Raw genomic sequence first — 22,994 nt, 5'->3', positions numbered from 1 at the left:
AAAAGAGATGAGCGCAACACTTACTCCCACTCCAGTAGTTACAACCACGAGCAAGCCACAAACCGTTGGTGTTACTCGTCCAGTTTCCAAGGGCAACATCATTGTCCGTTGGTTGACTTCGACTGACCACAAGGTCATCGGTCACATGTACAACATCACCTCCATCCTGTACTTCCTTCTTGGTGGTGTGATGGCGTTGATTATCCGTGCTCAGCTGTTTGCACCAGGTTTGAATGTTCTTCAGACCAAGGAACAGTACAACCAGATGTTCACCATGCACGGAACAATCATGCTTCTGATGGTTGCTACACCTCTGTTTGCTGGTCTTGCTAACGCAATTCTTCCGCTGCAGTTGGGTGCTCCCGATGTGGCTTTCCCACGTCTGAACATGCTTTCCTTCTGGTTGTACTTCTTTGGTGCGCTTATCGCAGTTGGTGGATTCCTTACCCCACAGGGTGCAGCTAGCTTCGGTTGGTTTGCCTACGCGCCGCTGTCGACCTCTACCTTCTCTCCAGGTATCGGTTCGAACATGTGGGTACTCGGTCTCGCAATGGGTGGTTTCGGAACCATTCTGGGTGCGGTGAACTTCATCACCACAATCCTCACCATGCGTGCTCCTGGTATGACCATGTTCCGCATGTCCGTCTTCTCTTGGAACATCTTGATCACGTCGATCTTGGTTATCCTCGTGTTCCCCGTCCTCGCAGTTGCACTCTTCGGACTCGCAGCTGACCGAATCTTCGGCGCTCACGTTTATGACGCAGCAACTGGTGGAGCAATCCTCTGGCAGCACATGTTCTGGTTCTTCGGACACCCTGAGGTTTACATCCTCGCGCTGCCATTCTTCGGAGTTGTGTCAGAGATTATTCCGGTATTCAGTCGTAAGCCGATCTTCGGTTACAAGACTCTTGTGTACGCAACCATCTCTATCGGTGCTCTTTCTATGACCGTGTGGGCACACCACATGTACGTCACAGGTTCCGTACTTCTTCCATTCTTCGCACTACTCACTATGTTGATTGCAGTGCCAACTGGTGTGAAGATCTTCAACTGGATCGGAACAATTTTCCGAGGTTCTGTAACCTTCGAAACTCCAATGCTTTTTGCCTTGGCTTTCGTGTTCAACTTCGTATTTGGTGGTCTCACAGGAATCATCCTGGCTTCGCCAGTGCTTGACTTCCACATGTCAGATTCCTACTTCATCGTTGCTCACTTCCACTACGTAATCGTTGGTGCTCTTGTATTTGCTCTCTTTGGCGCTTTCTACTTCTGGTGGCCTAAGTGGACAGGGAAGATGCTCAACGAGCGTCTTGGTGTGTGGCACTTCTGGCTGTTCTTCATCAGCTTCCACATGACCTTCCTGATTCAGCACTGGCTTGGTGTCGTCGGCATGCCTCGTCGTTACGCAACATACTTGCCTGAAGATGGTTTCACTTGGATGAACCAGCTTTCGACAATCGGTGCATTCTTGATGGCAGTTTCACTGCTGCCTTGGGTTCTCAACGTTTACCTCACCGCTCGTTACGGCGCAAAGGTAACTGTCAACGACCCTTGGGGTTACGGGCGTTCACTCGAGTGGGCAACTTCGTGCCCACCACCTCGTCACAACTTCACCTCTATCCCACGAATCCGCAGCGAGTCTCCTGCGTTTGACCTAAACCACCCAGAGCTTGCTCCAAGTGGCTACACCAGTCAGCCAGCACTTGCAGGAAAGGCAAAGGCCTAACAACTCATGAAAAACAACGTTGTCATCCTCTTCCTCTTAGGTGCCTACTTCCTGGTTTCAGGTGTCGTCTATATCGTGTGGAACATCCTGGCAGGTAATGAGTTCGAAGCTACAGGTTCTGTAGGTCTCTTGCTTTCAGCGATCCTTGCTGGATTCATCGGATTCTTCCTGAACATGGTGAACAAGTCTCAGGGTGGAATCCTTCTGCCTGAAGATGCACCCACCGCCGACATCGATGATGCAGATCCAAACATCGGTCACTTCAGCCCCTGGAGCTGGTGGCCCTTGGTACTAGGTGCAGCCATTGGACTTGTATTCCTCGGTCTAGCCGTAGGTTTCTGGATCATCTTCTTGGCAATTCCTTTTGTTCTTGTCGGAATCACCGGTTGGACATACGAGTACTACCGCGGCAACTTCGGTCGCTAAATAGTCGTAAAAGAAGGCCTTGGATGTATGTCCAAGGCCTTCTGTATTTGTAGAGAAGGTGAATAGGGTTGACGCAGAAATTCGATGTTAAGAAAGAGTTAGTTGCGTTCTATGCACCAAAAAATAATGATTTCGAACTTATTGATGTTCCTCACCAACGATTTCTCGGAATTGAAGGAATGGGAGCTCCGCAAAGTAATCAATTCGCTTCTGCTATCGAAACCCTGTATTCGGTCGCTTACCCTCTGAAATTCATTTCTAAAGCCCGTTCAGGCTTTGACTATGTAGTTGGTCCGTTAGAGGCACAATGGTGGGCAGAAGATTATTCTGCATTCAACAGAGATGATCGTTCTGCATGGAAGTGGCGTTTGTTGACAGCTATTCCTGAGAGCGTTTCGGATGAAGACTTGATGAATGCGATGAATAAAGCAACCTCTAAAGGCTCTTCACACGCCTCACAGACGCATTTTTACGAACTCTCTGAGGGATTATCCTTCCAGATGCTATACATAGGCCCTTTTAGCAATGAGGGACCGGTATTAGAAAAGTTGCATTCGAGGGTGATGCCGGAGTCAGGAATGATATTCAACGGCCACCATCACGAAATATATCTCAGCGATATGCGCAAAACAGAAGCATCCAAGCTCAAAACCATTTTGAGACAGCCGGTGAAACAATCTCAATAGGACAAAAGAATTGCCCCTCCGAAGAGGGGCATTTCTTATTTGTTCTAGTGGTGAGCGTGCTCAAGAGCCTGCTTGTATTCTTCCTGTGTCACAGGAGCAATACGGTCTTCAAAGAAGAAGCGAGACAGTGACGCGCGCATACGCATTCCACCAGTAATCTTGCCCTGTGGGTTGGGGCGAAGCATGATGGGTGCGTTGTCGTTGTAGGAGACAAGCTGCCAACGGTCGTAAGCATCTAACTGCTGGTGAACTTCAGTGAATTCACCACCTGGAAGGCGAACAATTCGACCAGTTTCGAAACCGTGAAGCAGAATCTCTCGATCCTTCTTCTGCAGTGCCAGAGCAATGCGCTTGGTCACGATGAAAGCAATGATTGGTCCCACAATCAGGAGAATCTGAAGGGTGTTGATAACACCTTCCATAGTTACCTTGAAGTGTGTGGCAATGAGGTCAGAGGACGCTGCGGCCCACAGAACTGCATAGAAGGTCACACCTGCTGCACCAATTGCGGTACGAACTGGAGCGTTGCGTGGACGGTCTAGCAGGTGGTGCTCGCGCTTATCTCCAGTTACCCAAGCTTCAACGAAGGGGTAAGCAAATGCTGCTGCAAGGAAAACCAACAGAATAAGAACAGGGATGATGATGTTCCAAGACCAGGTGTAACCAAACCAGTATGTTTCCAGGTGAGGTGGAATCAAGCGAAGCGCGCCATCGGCGAAGCCGATGTACCAGTCAGGCTGAGTACCAGCTGAAACAGGGGAGGGGTCATATGGACCGTAGTTCCAGATGGGGTTGATGGTCACTGTTGCCGCCATCAGTGCGACGACACCGAATACGAGGAAGAAGAATCCACCAGCCTTAGCTGCATAAACAGGAAGGATGGGGAAACCAACAACGTTTTCTTCTGTCTTACCAGGACCGGGGTACTGAGTGTGCTTGTGGATGATGACGAACATCAAGTGAAGCACGATGAAAATCAGCACGAAAGCGGGAAGGAGAAGGATGTGGAGCGAGTAGAGTCGTCCAACGATGTCTGCGCCAGGGAACTCTCCGCCAAAAAGGAGGAAGGTTATCCAGGTGCCAATAACGGGCAGACCCAAGACCATGCCGTCAATGATTCGAAGACCGTTACCGGAAAGTAGATCATCGGGTAGAGAATACCCAGTGAAACCTTCTGCCATTGCAAGAACAAAGAGAACGAAACCAATAGACCAGTTCAGTTCACGTGGCTTGCGGAAAGCTCCGGTGAAGAATACACGGAGCATGTGTAGGCCGATGCTTGCTACAAAGAGAAGAGCAGCCCAGTGGTGAACCTGTCGCATAAGCAAACCACCACGGATATCAAACGAAATATCCAAAGTGGAAGACATGGCGGCGGACATTTCAATTCCCTTGAGGGGAACATACGAACCTTCGTAAAGAACAGGCGTCATAGAAGCCTGGAAGAAGAAGGTAAGGAAGCTACCACTAAGAAGGATGATGACGAAGCTGTAGAGAGCAACCTCACCTAGAAGGAATGACCAGTGATCAGGGAAGACCTTGCGGCCGAATTCCTTGACTGCTCCAGAAATACTGGTTCGTTCGTCGAGGTAGTTGGAGAACTTTCCTACGACGCCGCTTTGTGCGGGTGCGGATACGGTACTCAATTAGCACGCTCCCAGAAGCTAGGACCTACGGGTTCAGTGAAATCGCTCATTGCCACGAGGTAACCCTCAGAGTCAACGGTGATAGGAAGTTGGGGGAGAGGACGAGCTGCTGGTCCGAAAATCACAGCACATTCGTTCGAAATATCGAACTGTGACTGGTGACATGGGCACAGCAGGTGGTGAGTCTGCTGTTCATAAAGAGCAACAGGGCATCCAACGTGAGTACAAATCTTTGAGTAGGCAACAATGCCCTCATATGACCAGCTCTCACGTTCCTTGCTTGACCAGTGAAGGTCTTCTTTCTTCAAACGCACAAGCAATACGGCTGCCTTTGCCTTAGCATCAAGCTTTTCGTGCTCAGGAAGGTCAACAAGGCCTTCTGGAATTACCTGGAAGGCAGAACCAATAGTGAGTTCGGAAGCCTTGATAGGAGTTCCTTGAGGGTCACGAGTCAGACGTAGACCCTTTTTCCACATGGTGTGCTTGAGCTCATTGTTGGGGTCAACGTCCATTGGTGCAAGACCACGGAAAAGGGCAATCGCAGGAAGCGGGAATGCAATGAGTGCACCGATCAGACCATTGCGGATAAGGGTTCGGCGGCTGAAACCAGATTCCTCATCAGATTCGCGGAAGATTTCAACTGCCCGTGCTCGAGTCTCATCTGTACCGCGAACTGGGTGACGGTGATCGATGGCTTCTTTATCTGCCATCAGAGCCTTGCCCCAGTGAACAGCGGCAATACCGATTGCAAGAAGCGAGAAGGCAATACCAAGACCCAGATAGAGGGTGTTCATTCGAACGGAGTGAACATTCTCTGGCTCGATAGGGAAGAACATGTAGGCATAAACAGCGAAAACGCTAGCCGCAATCGAGAGGTAGAACAGAGTGTAGACAACACGCTCTGCACGCTTTGCAGCCTTAGGGTCAAGGTCTGTAACGCGTGGGCGGTGTGGAGGAAGTCCAGGATCGGTGAATGCATCAGGTGCAACAACACCGGTACCTGTTACTACGCTCTCCGCAGGAACGATGTCGGCTTTGCCATTCTCGTTCTTAGCCATGTTTCTCCTTCAGGTTCTTTCTAAATTCGCGTGAAAGTCTTAGTTTGACTTCGCAGTGATCCATACAGTCAAGGCAACAATGGCGCCTAGACCGAATACCCACAGGAAGAGACCTTCTGAAACTGGACCCAGGTTGCTCAACTCGAGTCCACCAGCAGATGGGTTGGACTCAATGTAAGAGAGGTAAGAAATGATGTCCTTCTTCTCTTCTGGGGTCAGGTTCAAGTCATTGAAAACGGGCATGTTCTGTGGACCAGTAAGCATTGCCTCATACACGTGAACTGCAGATACGTGGGTCAGCTGAGGTGCGAACTTACCTTCGGTAAGTGCACCACCAGCACCAGCTACGTTGTGACACATTGCACAGTTGATGCGGAAAAGCTCTCCACCAGCAGCAACATCACCGTTTTCCAGCTGTGACTGGGAAGGAATAGCAGGACCAGGAGCAAGTGATGCAACGTAGGCAGCAAGTGCTTGAGTCTGCTCGTCAGTGAATTGAACGGGCTTAGACAGCGCCTGAGGACCAGACATCTGCATAGGCATGCGGCCGGTGCCGACCTGGAAATCAACAGCTGCAGAACCAACGCCGATCAGGCTGGGTCCGTTTTCAGTACCTTGAGCCTGTTGTCCGTGACAGGTAGAACAGTTCGCTGCAAAAAGCTTCTGACCCTGATTGATAACAGCAGGGGAGCTGAGATCAACCGCTGCAGTAGCAGAGGCACTGCTAAATGCTGCATATGCTCCACCAGTGGCAACAAGACCGATAAGAATCAGTGCAACTGATGCCAAAGGGCCACGGCGGCCATTACGACGTGAAGCCTGAGTAGCTGACATGTTTTTACGCATGAAAATCATTACCGTCCGTTTGTTATCTAAGTACGTAGATGACGAGGAATAGACCAATCCAAACCACGTCAACGAAGTGCCAGTAGTAAGAAACAACAATTGCGCTTGTTGCTTCCTTGTGTCCAAAAGTTTTGACAGCAAATGCACGCCCAATTACGAGCAAGAATGCGATCAAACCACCGGTTACGTGGAGACCGTGGAAACCAGTAGTGATGTAGAAGGCCGTTCCGTATGCATTTCCGTTGAACGTAATTCCTTCGCTCACGAGCATGGCGTATTCATATACCTGACCTGTAACGAACATGGCGCCAAGAACGTAAGTAAGGAAGAACCATTCGACCATTCCCCACTGAGATGGCTTCCAACCGGTGGCCCGAGACTGAAGGCGCTCAGCAGCAAACACTCCAAACTGAGCGGTTACAGAGGAAGAAACCAAGATGATGGTGTTCGTCAAAGAGAACGGGAAGTTCAATTTTGCAGACTCTGTAGCCCATAGTTCTGGGGAAGCGGTGCGCAAAGTGAAGTAGATCGCGAAGAGGCCGGCGAAGAACATAACTTCGCTACCAAGCCACACGATTGTTCCGACCGCAACAGGGTTGGGACGGCTCACAGAGGGCGATAAGGATGCTGGTGTAATAGTCGCTGCTGTCACCTTTCTATTATGTCGGAATTCCCTCATCTCATGGGCGCAATCGACTCTCGCCACGCTGTACAAGTACCCTGTTATGTATGTCTGAAAACATCTCATGGGCAAATCTGCTCAGCGCACTTCTCAATGGCTCTGATCTCACGATTTCAGAGGCAGAATGGGCGATGAACCAGATAGTCACAGGCAACGCAACTAATGCCCAAATAGCCGGATTTTTAGTCGCACTTCGTTCAAAAGGAGAGGCGGTTCACGAAGTCGTAGGTTTCCGCGACGCGGTATTGGCAAACGCACTTGATCTGCCTGTACCAGCCATGGCACTAGACATCGTCGGTACAGGTGGCGATCGCCACAACACTGTGAATATCTCAAGTACTGCCGCAATTGTGTGTGCTGCTTCGGAAATCCCAGTCGTCAAACATGGAAACCGGGCAGCAAGCAGCGCTTCAGGCTCATCAGATGTGCTTTCTGAACTGGGAATAAACCTCAACCTTACGAATACGCAGGTTGCTGAAGTATTAAAAGAAACAGGCATTACTTTTGCCTATGCTGCGGCTTTTCACCCTGGTTTTAGACACGCTGCAGAAACCAGGCGCGAACTTGGCGTTCCGACAATCTTTAATGTCCTCGGTCCCTTGTGCAATCCAGCACGTCCAGAGGCATCTGCGGTTGGTGTAGCCCAACTAGATCGTGTCCCACTCATCACCGGCGTGTTTAGAACTCGTGATGCAACTGCACTTGTATTCCGCGGGGATGATGGACTGGATGAACTCACCACGACTGGTCACAGCCATATTTGGGAAGTTTCACGCGGTCAAATAGTTGAACATGACTTGGATCCAACTGATCTAGGAATTCCACGTTCAAGTTTGGAAGATTTCCGCGGTGGTGAACCAAGTTACAACGCACAAGTTCTCCGAGAGACTCTCAGCGGAGCACGTGGTCCTGTGCGAGACATCGTGTTGCTTAATGCTGCCGCTGGTCTCGTGGCATATGACCTTGCTCAAGATTCGGCTCAGGTTCTTCGACCAATAACTGAGCGACTTGCTGAAAAACTTGTTGTTGCAGCAGAAGCAATTGATTCAGGCAAAGCAACTACCAAGCTCGAGATGTGGATCAGCGCCACTCAGCGTTAGTTTTGAACTGAGTCTTCGTCCATCCAGTTCAAGCTCTTATCAACTGCTTTGTTCCAAATTCTGTAGAGCTTTTCGCGCTCATCTTCGGAAATATGTGGAATCCATCGTTTTTCTTCTTTCCACAAACCCCTTAGTTCATCTGTGTTTTTCCAATAACCAACCGCCAAACCTGCAGCATATGCAGCTCCGAGTGCTGTTGTTTCTGCAACAACCGGTCTAATTACTGGAACTCCTAGGACATCAGCTTGGAACTGCATCAATAATTCGTTAGCAATCATGCCTCCATCGACACGTACTTCCGATAGAGGAACTCCCGTGTCAAGGTTTGTCGCATCAAGCACCTCTCGTGTTTGAAAAGCGACAGCTTCGAGAGCTGCACGAGCAATGTGAGCTTTATTGACGTATCGCGTCAATCCAACAATTACTCCACGAGCATCGGGCCGCCATCGTGGCGCAAACAAACCACTAAATGCAGGTACGAAATATGCACCACCGTTATCAGGGACCGACAGTGCGAGTGTTTCCACTTCACTCGCAGAAGAAATGATGCCCAGGTTGTCTCTCAACCATTGAATGAGTGAACCAGTAACAGCAATTGAACCCTCTAATGCGTAGTGCGTGGGGGAGTTGCCCAACTTGTATGCAACTGTTGTAAGTAGGCCGTTTTGAGAGTGCTTAATCTCTTCACCTGTGTTGAAGATGAGGAAATTACCGGTGCCATACGTGTTCTTGGCTTCACCACGAGAAAATGCTGCTTGTCCAAAAGTTGCAGCTTGTTGATCGCCCAAAATACCTGACACAGGAACACCATTGAGTGGGGAAATGGCAGTTCCATAGACCTCAGATGACGAACAAATCTCAGGTAGCAAAGCGAGTGGAATATCGAATGCAGCGAGTAACTCTGAATCCCATTGGCACGTTGCGAGATCCATGAGGAGCGTACGTGAAGCGTTTGTCACATCCGTTTTATGAACTCCGCCGTGGACTCCACCAGTGAGGTTCCACAACAGCCAAGTATCAATGGTGCCGGCAGCTAGTTCACCAGATAGAACCCGTTCTTGCACGTTTGGAACGTTCTGCAGAATCCAGGCAAGTTTGGATGCTGCGAAGTATGTTGCCAGCGGAAGTCAAGTTTTGGTTTTAAACCGATTGACATCAGGAGATGAACCTCCTGCTAGAGCTACATCATCGATGATGCTCTGGGTTCTTGTGTCTTGCCACACAATCGCGTTGTAGACAGGCACGCCCGTAGTCCTATCCCAGACAACAGTAGTTTCACGTTGGTTCGTTATTCCTACGGCCGCGATCGAGGCGGCAGATAGTCCTGCTTGATCAAGGGCTAGTTGGATAACTGTGTGAGTGTTCTGCCAAATTTCACGTGCATCATGTTCAACCCAGCCACTATGGGGGAAAATTTGGGTTGTCTCGAGTTGCCCAGAACTGACTTTGTTTCCTTCGTGGTCAAAAATAATCGCACGAGTGCTAGTTGTTCCGTTGTCAATTGACAAGACGTATTGCGTCGAACTCATGTGTGAAACATATCAGGAGAGCCCGAAAAGAGGGGTAAGACTAATCGTCAGAGTAAGGTTTTGCGGCACCAGCGAAGAACACTGCGCAGGCAACAAAGAATGCTAATAAATAGAACATATTGAGAAGCCCCCAAGCCTGGCCTAAGAACCCAAGTAAGGGTGGACCGACAAGAAATGCAACATACCCAAAGGCGGTTACAGTTGCTACTCGTTGAGATGAGTTTTCACCGTCTGCTGCCGCAGAAATAAACAGTGGGAAACCGAGAGCTACTCCTGCTCCCCATAGAGCTGCACCAAGCCACGCTAAATAGATGGTGGGGGAGAGGATCACGAGCAAAATACCAACTACACCAGCAACACCGAGAGTTCGCAAAGCGAAAACTCGACCGAATTTATCAACTAACTTGCCGCCAGAAAATCGGGTGATAACCATGGCGAAAGTCATAATCGCAAAGGTTATTCCTGCAGTTGTTGCATCTAGCTTGTAATCATCAACCACAGATAAAGCAAGCCAGTCGTTCGATCCGCCCTCAGCAAGTGACAAGCCCATAATTCCTAAACCGAGAAAGACTATTCGTTTGTTCAGTGAAACAGGAGTTCTTTGAACTCTGGCTGATCCGTGAGTGACCTGAGTTTTGCCCGTATCGGCAGGAAGTCTCTTATATGTAGCCCACGCTATAGCCGTGGTGATGAATGCAATTGCAAGCATCTGGATCACCAATGAGAACTGAACAACGATTGCAATCGTTCCAATACCAGCACCTGCAAGCGCGCCGAGGCTATATGCACCATGAAGCTGGGGGAGAAGGCTCTTGCCTCTATCTTTTTCTAGTTCTGCACCAGAAACGTTTATCCCTACGTCACCAATTCCATATCCAAGACCTGCAATGAGACCTCCGAATGCAACACCAAGTGGCATTTCAGTTATCAACGACAAAGCTTGAATTACCTGGCCAAGGCCCAGCGTTGTGAAACCCACAATGACGGCACTGCGTGCGCCGAAACGAGCTATGAACCTGCCTGAAAGTATCAACGATGTCATCGCCCCAACAGAGCCCGCAAAAAGGACCCAACCAAGCAGAGCTGTTGAGACGTGGATATATGAGCGAACTTCGGGTAGGCGTACTAACCAAGAGGCTCCGCCAACGCCAAAAACAAGGAAATAGATAAAGAGAATGATCGCTCTCGAACGAAACGACCTTGTTTCAGTAGCCACAGTGCTCATGAAAACATTCAAGCACAACTATCGACGCGCGTCGACAATGTCGATAGGACGAGTTGCTTTGTTAGCGAACAGTCCACCAATCATGAGGGTTACTGGTAAACCAAAAGCGGTGAACAGGCCAAAAAGCTGTCCTAGCCCACCTAGTACCGGGGGACCGGTAAGTCCTGCGACGTTCGCAGTGAAGAAAATCATCTGAACGCGAGTTTGAGCGAAGCGCTTTTCGTCGGTAATCGCTGACACACACAGTGGGAAGCCTAAAGAGCACCCAAGACCCCACAGGAAGGCGCCCAGATATGGCAGATGAATGACATTGGTCATCATCACTATGGAAATACCTGAAATAGCCACGATTCCCAGCAACAAAAGCAGTCTGGACCTACCGAATTTGTCCACAACTGGACCTCCAGAAAGCCGGGCAATAGCCATCGCTGCGGCAAACATTGTGTAACAACCAGCTGCGGCAGCATCGGTCATCCCGGTAGCGGTGAGTGAGATGGGAAGCCATGCAGAAGCTGCTCCTTCTGCCAGTGCAAAACCTAAAACAATGAAGGAAATAGTGATTGCACGGGGGTTGCGAAGAGCACGACGTCGTTCTTCTTTACTGGGGATTGTTGCAATCTCCTCAGTGGACATATCTTCTGTGACAGTTTTGCCCGAATCGTGGGGGATTGAGCGTGCGGCAATGAAGGCAATAATGATGAATCCGCAGCCAATTGCCGCAAATTGCAGGGGAATAGGGACGACGAGAAAGATCAGTAAAGTTCCCAGAGCTGCGCCGCCAAGATTTCCTGTTGAGTACGAACCATGGAATGAGGGCAGTAGCGACTTCTCAGAAGTGTGATCGATGGCAGCACTTTCCATATTGATCGCGATTCCACCGCTTCCAAGACTTGCCCCTAAAGCGGCAATAGAAATAACTGCAAGAGGAAGATTTCCAGCTGTAGTGGTGAAACCCAATGTAACCATGCTCAAACCGGTCACTGTGTAAGCAATCAGAATGGTTCTTTTTGCACCTACTTGTGGCACAAAACGCCCGCCCAGTAACAATCCGCACAGGGAGCCGATGGCCATTACTAGTGTGAATAGACCCATTTGAGCTGTATTGAGTCCAAGATTTGTCTTGATTTCAGGAGTTCTGCTCGCCCAGGTTGCAAAAAGTGCACCGTGTAGAAAGAAACACGTAAAGATAGCCCAATACCAGGCACGATTTGAAGGACGGCTACGTTTACTCACTAACGAACTACTTTCTTGATTGTGTTTACACGTGCCCTCACGGCGATGAATGCTAAAGCGATAATGACTGCTCCACCTATAAGAATGTCCGGGGTGAGTGTTTCACCAAGTATGAGAGCAGACCACAGCAGAGTAAATACGGGTTGACTAAGTTGTACTTGACTCACACTTGTCATGGGACCGATGGCTAGCCCCCGATACCAAGCAAAAAAGCCCAAAAACATGCTGAAAAGAGCGGTATATAAGAAACACATCCACGCAATGGGATCACTTGATACCGGGAATACTGCCAAATCAACTAATGAAATTGGACCAAGTATTGGCAAGGCAATAATCAACGCCCAACATATTGTTTGCCAAGAGCCCAGTTCACGAGAGAGTAACCCACCCTCGGTGTAACCAATTGCCGCAGAAACTACAGCGAAAACGAGAAATACATCAGGCCAGGAAATTCCAGAAAACCCATTACCTAGAGCAAGAAATACAACTACAGCGAGAGCACCAGCAAGAGAAGCAAACCAAAACAGGGGACTAGGTCGTTCACCAGTACGCATCACGACAAACAGCGCGGTTACGGCAGGTAATAACGCTATGACAACCGTTCCGTGTGCTGAGGGCACACTTTGCAGAGCTAAAGATGTAAATAAGGGGAAACCAACAACCACACCAGCAGCCACGATCATCAATCTAAAGATCTGTGAACGAGTGGCCTTGGTAGGTCGAACAAACGCAAAAACGATAAGAGCGAATATGGCTGCTAAGGAGGCGCGGCCTGTTGTCATAAACAAAGGGTTAATTGTTTCGACTGCAACCCGGGTGAAGGGGAGGGTGAACGAGAATGCCAGAATTCCTAGAAGCCCCCACAGGACTCCTGCATAATTGCTAACCGCTCGAGCTGACTGTGAATTCACCTTTGAACTCTACGGTTGAAGAATCATGAGGTCAAAGACTTACGTGGTGGTTCAAGATGAGGTGATAATGCAGAAATATGTAAGCTGACATAATGTGTATTATCGGAATAAATAACAACTTGTGACAGCTCAGCCCGCCCACGATAGTTTCTGCAACTATCAACCCAGCATTATCTGTCTGGCGCTTCCAAGTCTGTCTCGAGGGCATTTTCAAACTTGCAGCTCATAAGAATTGATTGGATCAATTTCATTCCACGCCTTTGGCGGTATCTTGTAAGCACCGATCCCATCGCTGGTCCAGTCGACAATAAGCAGCACTCCCATGCGAGTGCGGCTCAGAATCCAAACTGACATAATTCGGCTCCATGACAAGACAGATGTGAATTCCTGAGACCAGCGAAGAAATACGAGAGATTACCCTGTCTCCGATTTATTCTGTGAATGCGTATCTACGCATTGATAAGGAGAAACAATGTCAAACAATTCACCCGAAGTCCAGGGATTCGCATTTTATGGCGACGGTCACGAAACTGCTAAGCAAACCGTGAAAGTAATCCGCACAGGACTCATCATTGGCGCTCTGCTTTCTGCACTGTTTGGCGTTCTCATCCTCACCGCAACTGGACAGGTACTTGAAGTCGTCGCAGTTCTGTTTGGAATCTACTTTCTTATCCGTGGTGCTGTTCGACTTGTAACAGGCCTGTTCTCAGGCGTTTACGGCGCAGCAGGTCGTGTTCTCAACATCGTGATCGGTTTGCTGCTCATTGTTGTTGGCGTGCTTGCTGTAATGCATCCCGTAGAGATTCTCGCTGTTCTCGGCATTCTGATCGGTATCTCGTGGATCATCGATGGAATTGTCAGCATTGTTGAGTCCTCCAAATCACCCTCAAAAGCATTCTCAATCATTGCTGGAATCATTTCTGTTGTCGCCGGAATCGTCGTCGTAATGCTCCCTGTGCAGGGCGTAGCAGTATTGACCATGATTGCCGGAATCTTCCTGCTGGTAATCGCTGTAGCTCAGTTCATCGGAGCAATCATGATTGGTAAGGCAGCTAAAGCCGCCTAAGTAAAACAAACACAACGCGGCCCGAAATTATCGGGCCTCGTTGTATTTAAGAGATGCGAATCGCGTGCTGAATAATGTCGAGCAGAGGTTCTGGAGAATACTTCTCCCCCGACTGTTCAAGCTCAGAGATAGTCCACCATCGAACGTCGGTGATATCTACGAATTCGTTTTCCATCCAATTTTCATTAGTGATCTCAAAGGATGTCGTTCGGACGACAAAATACTCACTGTATGTCGATTGGACATGCCCATCGTTAAAAACAGACTGACCTTCAACGCTCCAAATTGAGTCACCAACGCTGTCTACTAGGAGGCCGGTTTCTTCGAAAAGTTCACGAACAGCCGCTTCTGCATGCGTTTCGTGATCCTCTACTCCCCCACCTGGCGTGAGCCAACGCACGACGGGTGTTTGAAGTCGAGGAGATGCGGTGAGCAGAAGTAGAAAACGGTCGTTCTCGTCAAGGAGAACCACTCTAGAAACTCTTCTGTGCGCTGGGCGCGCCATTACTACTCCGCTACGAAGGAGCTCACGTCTCCGACGAGACGAGTATTGTCCGCAGGAACTGGCTCGACAGCTGCAAGAGCTACTTCAGCCGCGAATTCACTTACGTTGTAGAGCTTGCCCGCAGATTCTTTACGAGCGTTGATTGCACCTGGGTTAGCTCGTTCAAGGAGAGTTGCGGTGATAGTTCCTTCGATCATGTCTCCAGAAACAACTGTGAAGCCGATTCCTCGTGCTTCGAGTTCAGGAATCATGTCACGGAGTGCATCTTCACCTGCACGCTTCGAAAGAGCTACAGGAAGGTACTCCTCCATAGTTGGAGTAGTGCGAATGAAGTGAGCCTGGTGACTGGTAACAAAGACAACACGAGCACCATCGACCAATACATCGAGGGCTAGCTTGAGTAACTGAACTTGAGAATCACGATTGAGCTTCATTGCGTAGTCATCACCCATGCCGGATTCCATACCACCTGAAGCATTCATCACGAGGATGTCCAGACCACCAAACGCTTGCTTTGCTGTGTCAAACATTGCTTTAACAGATGCGGCATCTGTGAGGTCTGCACCTACTGCAATTGCTTCCCCGCCGTTAGCGACGATTGAGTCAACAATTTTCTGCGCACGTGCTTCCTTGTTGCGGTAGTTCACTACAACCTTCGCACCAGCTTCGGCAAAGTAGTTAACAGTGTCTGCACCAATACCACGAGACGAGCCAGTAACTAGCGCTCGCTTACCTGTGAGTGATCCAGCAGCAAGAGGGTTAGACACGTGATTCTCCTTAGTGAAAAGTCTTCTCCAGCAGACTATCAAGCCAACACAGTGTTAGCCTCTAGCCGTGCACCCCTATTTGAACACTCCCACTCCTCATGTTCTTGCACACCAGGGCTTAGCTTTGGATTGTGCACCAAACAGCCTCCCTGCGTTCGCGGCAGCGCTTGAAGCGGGTGCTGACTACATTGAGACGGATGCACATGGAACTAAGGACGGGATAGCGGTTCTTTTTCACGATGACGAACTAAATGGTGTTCCTCTGGCTGAATATCTATCAGAAGATTTACCTGATTACATTCCCACCTTGGAAGAAGCCTTAGTTCAGTTTTCTGAAACAAAGTTGAATATCGATATCAAGAACTCAGCAGCTTCAGTCCCAGTTGCACAGGTAATCAACTCTCTCAAGGCACACGAACGAATACTGCTCACATCTTTCAGTGCACAAAGAAGAACAGTTGCCATGAGACTGGCTCCCGGAACAGCAGCATCACCATCCGTCTCAGAATTTGCTCCTGCACTGTTCGCTGCCACGGTAGGTTTCCAATTTCTCGTGAACAAATTGTTGAGAAAATTCGATGCAGTACAAATCCCAGCTCAGAGCAATGGAATCAAAATCATTACTCCGAAAAAAGTTCGGATGTTTCACAATGCCGGCGTTCTAATTCATGTCTGGACCATCAATGATCCCGCTGTCATGAAAGAACTCATCGCCGCCGGTGTTGATGGAATAGTTACCGACAGAACGGATGTTGCCGTAAAGACGCTTAAGAGTTAGCTCTTAGAAAGAGTGTCTTTGATTGCTTGTGCAACAGCAAGAGAAATCTGTGGAGTTTCGGCAATTTCTTCGACTGTTGCTTTTCTGAGTTGAGCTACTGAGCCGAAGGCAGAAAGCACAGATTTGATCTTTGCTGGCCCCATACCTGGAACTTCTGAGAGAACGGTATTGATGTCTCTTTTTCGGGATGCGCGTTGAAAGGTGATGGCGAATCGATGTGCTTCATCTCTGAGCTGTTGGAACAAAAATAGTGCTTCAGAATTTCGAGGAAGAATTACTGGAAACTTCTCCCCCGGTTGCCATAATTCTTCGAGTCTTTTGGCTAGTCCAACGACGGGAATATCAGCTAAGCCTGCAGCTGAGAGAGCTGCAGCTGCTGCGTTTACCTGAGGGAGAGCTCCATCAACAACAAAGAGGCCGGGTGGATATGAAAAGCTAGAAGCTTTCTTTTCTTCATCAACTTCAGCACCGCTGAGATAAGCAGCTCTTCTAGCTAAAACTTGATTCATTGCATCAGTATCGTCACGCGCCTGAGAGATGCTGAATTTCCGGTAATCACTCTTCTTTGCCATGCCATCTTCAAAGACGACCATTGACGCAACAATCTTTGTTCCACCTAAATGAGAAATATCGAAGCACTCAATTCTTAAAGGTGACTCTTCAAGACCCAATGCTTCTTGAATATCACTCAACGCTTTTGTTCTCGTTACGTAATCAGCTCTTCTTTTAGTCTTGTACAGCAGAAGAGCTTGTTGAGCATTGTGAGTGACAGTGCTCGATAGTGCAGCAAGGTCACCACGTTGCGCAACTTTGAGTTTTACTGCTGCAGAACGAGGGTCATTCAGACGTTCGCGACGAACTTCGGTAAGCCAAGTGGTGAGGGAATTGTGATCCTCTGGCATTTCGGGAACGCAGATTTCTTTGGGAGGTATCTCATCTGTTTCATATGCAGTTCTGAGCATATTGTCGATGATTTCACCAATCGTGACATCAAGTTCGGTGTCAACATTCCAGGAATGAACTCCTCGAATCCGTCCTTCTCGAACAATAAACATTTGAACAGCCGCAGAGAGTTCGTCGCTAGCTATGCCGAAAACATCCGTATCAATCTCATCACTGAGAACTACTGCGCTTTTCGAAGCAACCGTTTCTAGGGCTTGTATGTTGTCACGATATTTTGCTGCGCTCTCATAGTCTTGCTTTGCAGAAGCAGCTGCCATCTTGTCTTTGAGCGCCTTGATATGAGCGTCATTCTTGCCCGTCATAAAGGTAGCAAGATCAAGAGCAATAGAACGATGTTCTTCTGGCGTAACCCGTCCGGCGCAGGGAGCCGCGCATCTTCCGATGTCGCCAAGAAGACATGGACGTCGTGCTCGCTCTGCTTTTTTATAGACGCCATCCGAACAAGTTCGAACAGGGAACACAGGAAGAATCAGATCCAACGTCTCACGGATAGCCCACGTTTTTGTATAGGGGCCGAAGTAGCGAGCATTCTCAATCTTCCGGGTGCGGGTAACCATCACGCGCGGTATCTTCTCCCCCAACGTAATAGCTAGATAGGGATAACTCTTGTCATCTCTGAACTGAATATTGAAAGGTGGATCGAATTCTTTAATCCATGTGAATTCGAGCTGAAGTGCTTCAAATTCTGTTCCTACGATTGTCCATTCAACACTTGAAGCAGAGGTGACCATTCGTCGCGTGCGCTCATGCAATGTGTGCAATGGCGCAAAATAGCTTGTTAACCGTGCACGAAGGTTCTTTGCCTTTCCCACATACAAAATCCGTCCTGAAGCATCTCTAAAGCGATATACGCCAGGATTGGTCGGAATATCCCCGGTTTGTGGGCGATATGGGACAGTGTCTGCCATGACTTAGGTTTCAATGATCTCGCGGAGGAATGTTGCCGTGTGACTCACCTTGTTCTTCGCAACATCTTCAGGAGTGCCTTCAGCGATGATTTCACCGCCACCTGCTCCCCCTTCAGGGCCAAGATCAATGAGCCAGTCAGCACTCTTGATGACATCAAGATTGTGCTCAATGACAATGACAGTGTTGCCTTTATCAACAAGGGAGTTGAGCACCAACAAAAGCTTTCGAACATCTTCAAAATGAAGACCGGTAGTTGGCTCATCGAGTACATAAATACTTCGACCATTACTTCGCTTCTGTAATTCAGTAGCTAGCTTCACTCGTTGAGCTTCACCACCTGAAAGTGTCGTCGCACTTTGTCCGAGGCGAACATAACCAAGACCAACATCGACCAACGTCTTGAGGAAACGGTGAATTGAACTAATCGGCTCAAAGAATTCTGCTGCTTCAGCGATGGGCATATCGAGGACTTCAGAAATGTTCTTGCCCTTGTATCGAACCTGGAGTGTTTCGCGGTTGTATCTCTTGCCATGACAGACTTCACAATCCACATAGACATCTGGCAGGAAGTTCATCTCAATTTTGAGCGTTCCATCACCAGCACACGCTTCACAACGACCACCCTTAACGTTGAAACTGAATCGTCCTTGCTGGTAGCCGCGAGTCTTCGACTCAGTAGTTTCGGCAAAAAGTGTACGAATCTTGTCGAACACACCTGTGTAGGTAGCAGGGTTAGAGCGTGGTGTTCGACCAATGGGATTCTGGTCGACATGAATGACCTTATCCAGGTGTTCTAGACCAGTCACACGAGTGTGTTTTCCTGCCACGGTGCGTGCACCGTTAAGCTTGTTGGCAAGAACCTTGTACAAGATGTCGTTGACGAGAGAAGACTTTCCAGAACCGGAAACACCAGTAACTGCTGTGAGTGTTCCGAGTGGGAAGGTGGCAGTGACTTTCTTGAGGTTGTTTGCCTCAGCGCCAACAACGGTAATCTCACGGTTTTTGTCTATAGGTCTGCGTTGTGCTGGGATTTCAATCTTGGTACGACCTGAAACGTAGTCAGAAGTGATTGACTCTGTGTTCTTCAACAGAGATTCATAATCACCTGAGTGGACAACCTTTCCGCCGTTGACACCAGCTCCCGGCCCGATGTCGACAATCCAGTCCGCCGTGTGAATGGTGTCCTCATCGTGCTCAACCACAATGAGCGTGTTTCCCAAATCGCGGAGTTTGATGAGGGTATCGATGAGTCTGCGATTGTCACGCTGATGAAGACCGATGGAAGGTTCATCGAGGACGTAAAGAACTCCTGTTAGACCTGAACCTATTTGTGTAGCGAGTCGAATGCGTTGGGCTTCACCACCAGAGAGTGAACCAGCAGCGCGCGAGAGGTTGAGATAAGTAAGACCTACCTCAATGAGGAAGTTGAGGCGTGCACGTATCTCTCGAAGAACTTGGGCAGCAATCATTGCGTCACGGTCGTTCAGAGTGAGGCCGTCCATAAATGCACGAGCTTCTGAAAGGGGAAGTTCGGCAAGATCAGCAATAGAAAGACCATTGATCTTCACCGCAAGAACTTCAGGCTTGAGACGTTGTCCTGCGCACTCCACGCAAGGCACTTCACGAAGATACTCTGCCCATCTAGCACGTTGGACGTCTGTGTCAGCTTGGAGGTATTGACGCTCTATATAAGGAACAACGCCCTCAAAACCTGAGCTGTATTGGACCTCTCTGCCGTAACGGTTCTTCCATTTCACCCGAACACTGAAGTTGTTGCCGTTCATCACCGCTTCACGAATTTCTTCGTCAAGTTGTTCCCACGGGGTATTGAGAGAGAAGTCCAGGTCGTGCGAGAGTCCAACTAACAGTTTTTCGTAGTACTGGAACAATCCTTTGCCTTGAGTGGCCCAGGGAATGATGACTCCCTCATTGATGGAAAGGGAAGGATCGCCCAGCAACAGATCTTCATCAACAGACATCTTGGTGCCTAGTCCTGAACAGACTGGACACGCACCGAAAGGTGAATTGAATGAGAAAGTTCGTGGCTCAATCTCGGAAAGTTGGGTGGGGTGAGCGTTGGGGCAGGAAAGTTTTTCACTAAATGACTGCCACGCTGCAGGACCTTCTTCATCAACGAAGTTGATATCCACTGAACCATTGGTGACTTTAAGCGCAGTTTCAAGTGAGTCGGTTAGACGCGAAAGAAGCTCTGGTCCTGCAACCAAACGGTCAATAACTACTGAGATGTCGTGCTTATAGCTCTTCTTCAATGCAGGAGCTTCTGCAAGCTGTATTACTTCACCGTCAACAATGACGCGCGAATATCCGCTGGCGGTGAGCTCAGCAAAGAGGTCAACAAATTCACCCTTTTTTTGAGCGACTACAGGAGCAACTACTTGATAACGCGTGCCTTCGGCCAGATCCATTAATTGATCAGCGATTTGCTGGACTGTCTGTGCCTGGATAATTTCGCCACACTCTGGACAATGCGGAACACCAATGCGTGCCCACAACAAGCGCATGTAATCATAGATCTCTGTGATGGTTCCGACAGTAGAACGAGGGTTTCTGTTCGTTGATTTTTGATCGATAGAGACCGCTGGAGAAAGCCCTTCGATGAAGTCAACATCGGGGCGGTCTACCTGTCCCAAAAATTGGCGAGCGTAGGCAGACAAAGACTCAACGTAGCGTCGCTGACCTTCAGCAAAAATTGTGTCAAAAGCCAATGATGACTTTCCTGACCCAGACAATCCAGTGAAAACGACCAAAGAGTCTCGGGGTATTTCTAGATCCACATTTTGGAGATTGTGAACGCGAGCACCCTTCACGCTCAAGTGGGAATGTGAGTTGACGGGTTTAGGCATGTCCAGCTTCTTTCATGATGCGTAGTTCACGCTTGAGTTCGGAAAGTTCATCACGCAGACGCGCTGCAAGTTCGAACTTCAATTCTGCGGCAGCGATGAGCATTTGCTCGTTTAGATCACCAATAATGTTTTCAAGTTCGGTAGCACCTTCGGCACCGATTCGAGGAGTCAGCAAGGTAGAAGAACTTGGACGTGCGGCACCTGATTTGGACTTCTTTGAACCTTTGTCGGCCAGGAGCTCCGCAGTATCGGCTTCTTCACGTTGCAACATTGCCGTGATGTCTGCAATCTTCTTTCGCAAAGGCTGTGGATCAATACCATTGGCCACGTTATAAGCAATCTGTTTTTCTCGCCTACGTGTGGTCTCTTCGATAGCTAGTGCCATGGAGTTGGTCACAACATCTGCATACATATGCACTTCGCCAGAAACGTTACGGGCGGCACGCCCGATAGTTTGAATAAGCGAAGTAGATGAACGCAAGAAGCCTTCTTTGTCGGCATCGAGGATCGCAACAAGAGAAACTTCTGGAAGGTCGAGACCTTCACGAAGAAGATTAATGCCCACAAGTACGTCATAGACTCCTTGGCGCAGTTCAGTAAGCAGTTCTACACGTCGTAGCGTGTCAACGTCCGAGTGGAGATAACGGACGCGAACACCAGCTTCAGTGAGGAAGTCAGTTAGTTCCTCTGCCATCTTTTTGGTCAACGTTGTGACCAGTACACGCTCATCTTTGGCCGCACGGACTCTGATTTGTTCAAGCAAATCATCGATCTGGCCCTTAGATGGTTTGATCACGATCTGAGGATCGACCAAACCTGTCGGGCGAATGATTTGTTCCACCACACCATCAGCAATTCCCATTTCATACTTGCCTGGGGTGGCAGAAAGATAAACCGTTTGTCCGACTCTTTCCTTGAACTCATCAAAGCGCAGTGGTCTGTTATCCAATGCAGAGGGAAGTCTGAACCCGTGCTCTACGAGAGTTCTTTTACGAGACGCATCACCTTCGTGCATTGCACCAATCTGTGGAACAGTGACGTGTGACTCATCAATGACACAGAGAAAATCATCAGGAAAGTAATCCAGCAAACATTGAGGCGCTTCGCCAGGTGCACGAACATCGATGTGTCGCGAATAGTTCTCGATTCCAGAACAGAAACCTATTTGTTGCATCATCTCTAGATCGAAAGTGGTCCTCATCCGCAGTCGTTGTGCTTCGAGAAGTCTGTTTTGCTTTTCTAGTTCGGCAACTCGTTCTTCCATTTCTTCACGAATGGTGACGATAGCCTTTTTCATGATTTCTTCACTTGCAACATAGTGAGATGCTGGGAACACGGAGACCATTGTTAGCTTTTCAACGACGTCGCCAGTGAGGGGATGAAGGCTATACAAGGCTTCAATTTCATCCCCGAACATTTCTATGCGGACTGCGAGTTCCTCATACATCGGAATGATTTCGATGGTGTCGCCGCGGACGCGGAAATTTCCTCGAGAAAAATCTATGTCATTACGTGCGTATTGCATGGCCACAAACTGACGCAAGATTGCCTCGCGAGAAATCCTCTCCCCCACTTCGAGGGTAATCATGGCGTCCAAATATTCTTGCGGGGCACCGAGACCATAAATACATGACACTGTCGAAACAACGACAACGTCCCTTCTGGTCAGAAGCGAATTGGTGGTTGAGTGTCGAAGGCGTTCAACCTCTGCATTGATAGAACTATCTTTTTCAATGAAAGTATCTGTTTGTGGGACGTAAGCTTCTGGCTGGTAGTAGTCGTAGTAGGAAACGAAATACTCCACAGCGTTTTCTGGCAATAGTTCACGGAACTCTGTCGCAAGTTGTGCAGCCAGCGTCTTGTTGTGGGCCAAAATCAATGTTGGCCGTTGAACCGCTTCAACTAACCAAGCCGTAGTTGCAGACTTACCTGTTCCGGTAGCACCAAGTAGGACTACGTCAGTCTCACCTGCGTTGATTCTGCCAGCTAATTCAGCTATAGCAGTAGGTTGATCACCACTTGGAGAGTACTCACTGACGACCTTAAAGGGCTTCTCAGAGCGACGTGGTTCCAC

At 48.8% G+C, this 22,994-nt stretch carries 18 protein-coding genes and 1 pseudogene; 6 read left to right on the top strand and 13 right to left on the bottom strand.

Features of this window, described 5'->3' with window-relative positions; translation table 11 throughout:
• Nucleotides 1-7: 7 nt before the first annotated feature.
• From ctaD to M2120_RS01855, 3 genes are all read left to right on the top strand, one after another.
• Complete coding sequence (ctaD, locus tag M2120_RS01865; RefSeq protein WP_280797029.1) at nt 8-1,726, top strand: aa3-type cytochrome oxidase subunit I; 1,719 nt, start codon at nt 8-10, stop codon at nt 1,724-1,726.
• A 6-nt stretch (nt 1,727-1,732) separates the two neighbouring features.
• Complete coding sequence (gene ctaF, locus M2120_RS01860; RefSeq protein WP_280797028.1) at nt 1,733-2,152, top strand: aa3-type cytochrome oxidase subunit IV; 420 nt, start codon at nt 1,733-1,735, stop codon at nt 2,150-2,152.
• A 68-nt stretch (nt 2,153-2,220) separates the two neighbouring features.
• Complete coding sequence (locus M2120_RS01855; RefSeq protein ID WP_280797027.1) at nt 2,221-2,838, top strand: GyrI-like domain-containing protein; 618 nt, start codon at nt 2,221-2,223, stop codon at nt 2,836-2,838.
• A 44-nt stretch (nt 2,839-2,882) separates the two neighbouring features.
• Here the strand turns inward: M2120_RS01855 and qcrB are convergent, their stop codons facing one another.
• From qcrB to ctaE, 4 genes are read right to left on the bottom strand one after another with little or no spacing between them, the layout of a single operon-like run.
• Nucleotides 2,883-4,484 (bottom strand): cytochrome bc1 complex cytochrome b subunit, encoded by a 1,602-nt coding sequence (gene qcrB, locus M2120_RS01850; RefSeq protein WP_280797026.1) that lies wholly within the window; start codon nt 4,482-4,484, stop codon nt 2,883-2,885.
• Nucleotides 4,481-5,542 (bottom strand): cytochrome bc1 complex Rieske iron-sulfur subunit, encoded by a 1,062-nt coding sequence (gene qcrA / locus M2120_RS01845; RefSeq protein ID WP_280797025.1) that lies wholly within the window; start codon nt 5,540-5,542, stop codon nt 4,481-4,483. Before qcrA ends, qcrB begins: the two co-directional genes overlap by 4 nt.
• A gap of 39 nt (nt 5,543-5,581) precedes the next feature.
• Nucleotides 5,582-6,376 (bottom strand): cytochrome bc1 complex diheme cytochrome c subunit, encoded by a 795-nt coding sequence (gene qcrC, locus M2120_RS01840; protein ID WP_280797024.1) that lies wholly within the window; start codon nt 6,374-6,376, stop codon nt 5,582-5,584.
• Nucleotides 6,377-6,410: 34 nt separating this feature from the next.
• Nucleotides 6,411-7,067, bottom strand: coding sequence for an aa3-type cytochrome oxidase subunit III (gene ctaE, locus M2120_RS01835; RefSeq protein WP_280797023.1), 657 nt, complete (start codon nt 7,065-7,067; stop codon nt 6,411-6,413).
• Between the two features lie 50 nt (nt 7,068-7,117).
• On the opposite strand from ctaE, the gene trpD reads away from it, so the two are divergent.
• Nucleotides 7,118-8,170, top strand: a complete 1,053-nt coding sequence (trpD, locus tag M2120_RS01830) for an anthranilate phosphoribosyltransferase (protein WP_280797022.1) — start codon at nt 7,118-7,120, stop codon at nt 8,168-8,170.
• Here trpD and glpK read toward each other — a convergent pair.
• The 4 genes and pseudogenes from glpK to M2120_RS01810 all read right to left on the bottom strand — a co-directional run bounded on the left by glpK (nt 8,167) and on the right by M2120_RS01810 (nt 13,068).
• Nucleotides 8,167-9,699, bottom strand: a pseudogene (gene glpK / locus M2120_RS01825) (glycerol kinase GlpK). The gene trpD and the pseudogene glpK sit on opposite strands and share 4 nt — an antisense overlap.
• Before the next feature lie 40 nt (nt 9,700-9,739).
• Nucleotides 9,740-10,924, bottom strand: coding sequence for an MFS transporter (locus M2120_RS01820; RefSeq protein ID WP_280797021.1), 1,185 nt, complete (start codon nt 10,922-10,924; stop codon nt 9,740-9,742).
• 18 nt (nt 10,925-10,942) lie between these two features.
• Nucleotides 10,943-12,157 (bottom strand): MFS transporter, encoded by a 1,215-nt coding sequence (locus M2120_RS01815; RefSeq protein WP_280797019.1) that lies wholly within the window; start codon nt 12,155-12,157, stop codon nt 10,943-10,945.
• A complete protein-coding gene (locus tag M2120_RS01810; protein ID WP_280797018.1) occupies nt 12,157-13,068 on the bottom strand; it encodes a DMT family transporter in 912 nt (303 codons plus the stop codon). Before M2120_RS01810 ends, M2120_RS01815 begins: the two co-directional genes overlap by 1 nt.
• A 472-nt stretch (nt 13,069-13,540) precedes the next feature.
• Between M2120_RS01810 and M2120_RS01805 the strand changes: the two genes are divergently transcribed.
• Entirely contained in the window at nt 13,541-14,134 is a 594-nt protein-coding gene (locus tag M2120_RS01805) for an HdeD family acid-resistance protein (protein WP_280797017.1), read from the top strand.
• A 46-nt stretch (nt 14,135-14,180) separates the two neighbouring features.
• On the opposite strand, the gene M2120_RS01800 is transcribed toward M2120_RS01805, so the two are convergent.
• Nucleotides 14,181-14,639, bottom strand: a complete 459-nt coding sequence (locus M2120_RS01800; protein ID WP_280797016.1) for an NUDIX hydrolase — start codon at nt 14,637-14,639, stop codon at nt 14,181-14,183.
• 2 nt (nt 14,640-14,641) lie between these two features.
• Nucleotides 14,642-15,406: an SDR family oxidoreductase gene (locus M2120_RS01795; protein ID WP_280797015.1), complete on the bottom strand. Its 765-nt coding sequence runs from the start codon at nt 15,404-15,406 to the stop codon at nt 14,642-14,644.
• A gap of 67 nt (nt 15,407-15,473) precedes the next feature.
• Between M2120_RS01795 and M2120_RS01790 the strand changes: the two genes are divergently transcribed.
• A complete protein-coding gene (locus M2120_RS01790) occupies nt 15,474-16,184 on the top strand; it encodes a glycerophosphodiester phosphodiesterase family protein (protein WP_280797014.1) in 711 nt (236 codons plus the stop codon).
• On the opposite strand, the gene uvrC is transcribed toward M2120_RS01790, so the two are convergent.
• From uvrC to uvrB, 3 genes are read right to left on the bottom strand one after another with little or no spacing between them, the layout of a single operon-like run.
• Entirely contained in the window at nt 16,181-18,055 is a 1,875-nt protein-coding gene (uvrC, locus tag M2120_RS01785) for an excinuclease ABC subunit UvrC (protein ID WP_280797013.1), read from the bottom strand. The genes M2120_RS01790 and uvrC overlap by 4 nt on opposite strands.
• Before the next feature lie 3 nt (nt 18,056-18,058).
• On the bottom strand, nt 18,059-20,920 hold the full coding sequence (uvrA, locus tag M2120_RS01780; protein ID WP_280797012.1) for an excinuclease ABC subunit UvrA: 2,862 nt from the start codon (nt 20,918-20,920) through the stop codon (nt 18,059-18,061).
• Nucleotides 20,913-22,994 carry an excinuclease ABC subunit UvrB gene (gene uvrB / locus M2120_RS01775; protein WP_280797011.1) on the bottom strand — a complete coding sequence of 694 codons (2,082 nt, stop codon included), beginning with the start codon at nt 22,992-22,994 and terminating at the stop codon, nt 20,913-20,915. Before uvrB ends, uvrA begins: the two co-directional genes overlap by 8 nt.

It is taken from the genome of Aurantimicrobium minutum (assembly GCF_029893825.1).
Taxonomy (GTDB): Bacteria; Actinomycetota; Actinomycetes; order Actinomycetales; family Microbacteriaceae; genus Aurantimicrobium; species Aurantimicrobium minutum_C.
The sequence above is the reverse complement of the archived record's forward strand: the minus strand, read 5'-3'. Positions and strand labels throughout refer to the sequence as shown.

Excerpts from the sequence above, each read along its gene's own strand:
- M2120_RS01820 (WP_280797021.1), bottom strand. The coding sequence starts at position 10,924 with ATGAGCACTGTGGCTACTGAAACAAGGTCGTTTCGTTCGAGAGCGATC.
- qcrC (WP_280797024.1), bottom strand. The coding sequence starts at position 6,376 with ATGTCAGCTACTCAGGCTTCACGTCGTAATGGCCGCCGTGGCCCTTTG.
- M2120_RS01805 (WP_280797017.1), top strand. The coding sequence starts at position 13,541 with ATGTCAAACAATTCACCCGAAGTCCAGGGATTCGCATTTTATGGCGAC.
- trpD (WP_280797022.1), top strand. The coding sequence starts at position 7,118 with ATGTCTGAAAACATCTCATGGGCAAATCTGCTCAGCGCACTTCTCAAT.
- uvrA (WP_280797012.1), bottom strand. The coding sequence starts at position 20,920 with ATGCCTAAACCCGTCAACTCACATTCCCACTTGAGCGTGAAGGGTGCT.
- qcrA (WP_280797025.1), bottom strand. The coding sequence starts at position 5,542 with ATGGCTAAGAACGAGAATGGCAAAGCCGACATCGTTCCTGCGGAGAGC.
- ctaE (WP_280797023.1), bottom strand. The coding sequence starts at position 7,067 with ATGAGGGAATTCCGACATAATAGAAAGGTGACAGCAGCGACTATTACA.
- M2120_RS01800 (WP_280797016.1), bottom strand. The coding sequence starts at position 14,639 with ATGGCGCGCCCAGCGCACAGAAGAGTTTCTAGAGTGGTTCTCCTTGAC.
- uvrC (WP_280797013.1), bottom strand. The coding sequence starts at position 18,055 with ATGGCAGACACTGTCCCATATCGCCCACAAACCGGGGATATTCCGACC.
- ctaF (WP_280797028.1), top strand. The coding sequence starts at position 1,733 with ATGAAAAACAACGTTGTCATCCTCTTCCTCTTAGGTGCCTACTTCCTG.
- ctaD (WP_280797029.1), top strand. The coding sequence starts at position 8 with ATGAGCGCAACACTTACTCCCACTCCAGTAGTTACAACCACGAGCAAG.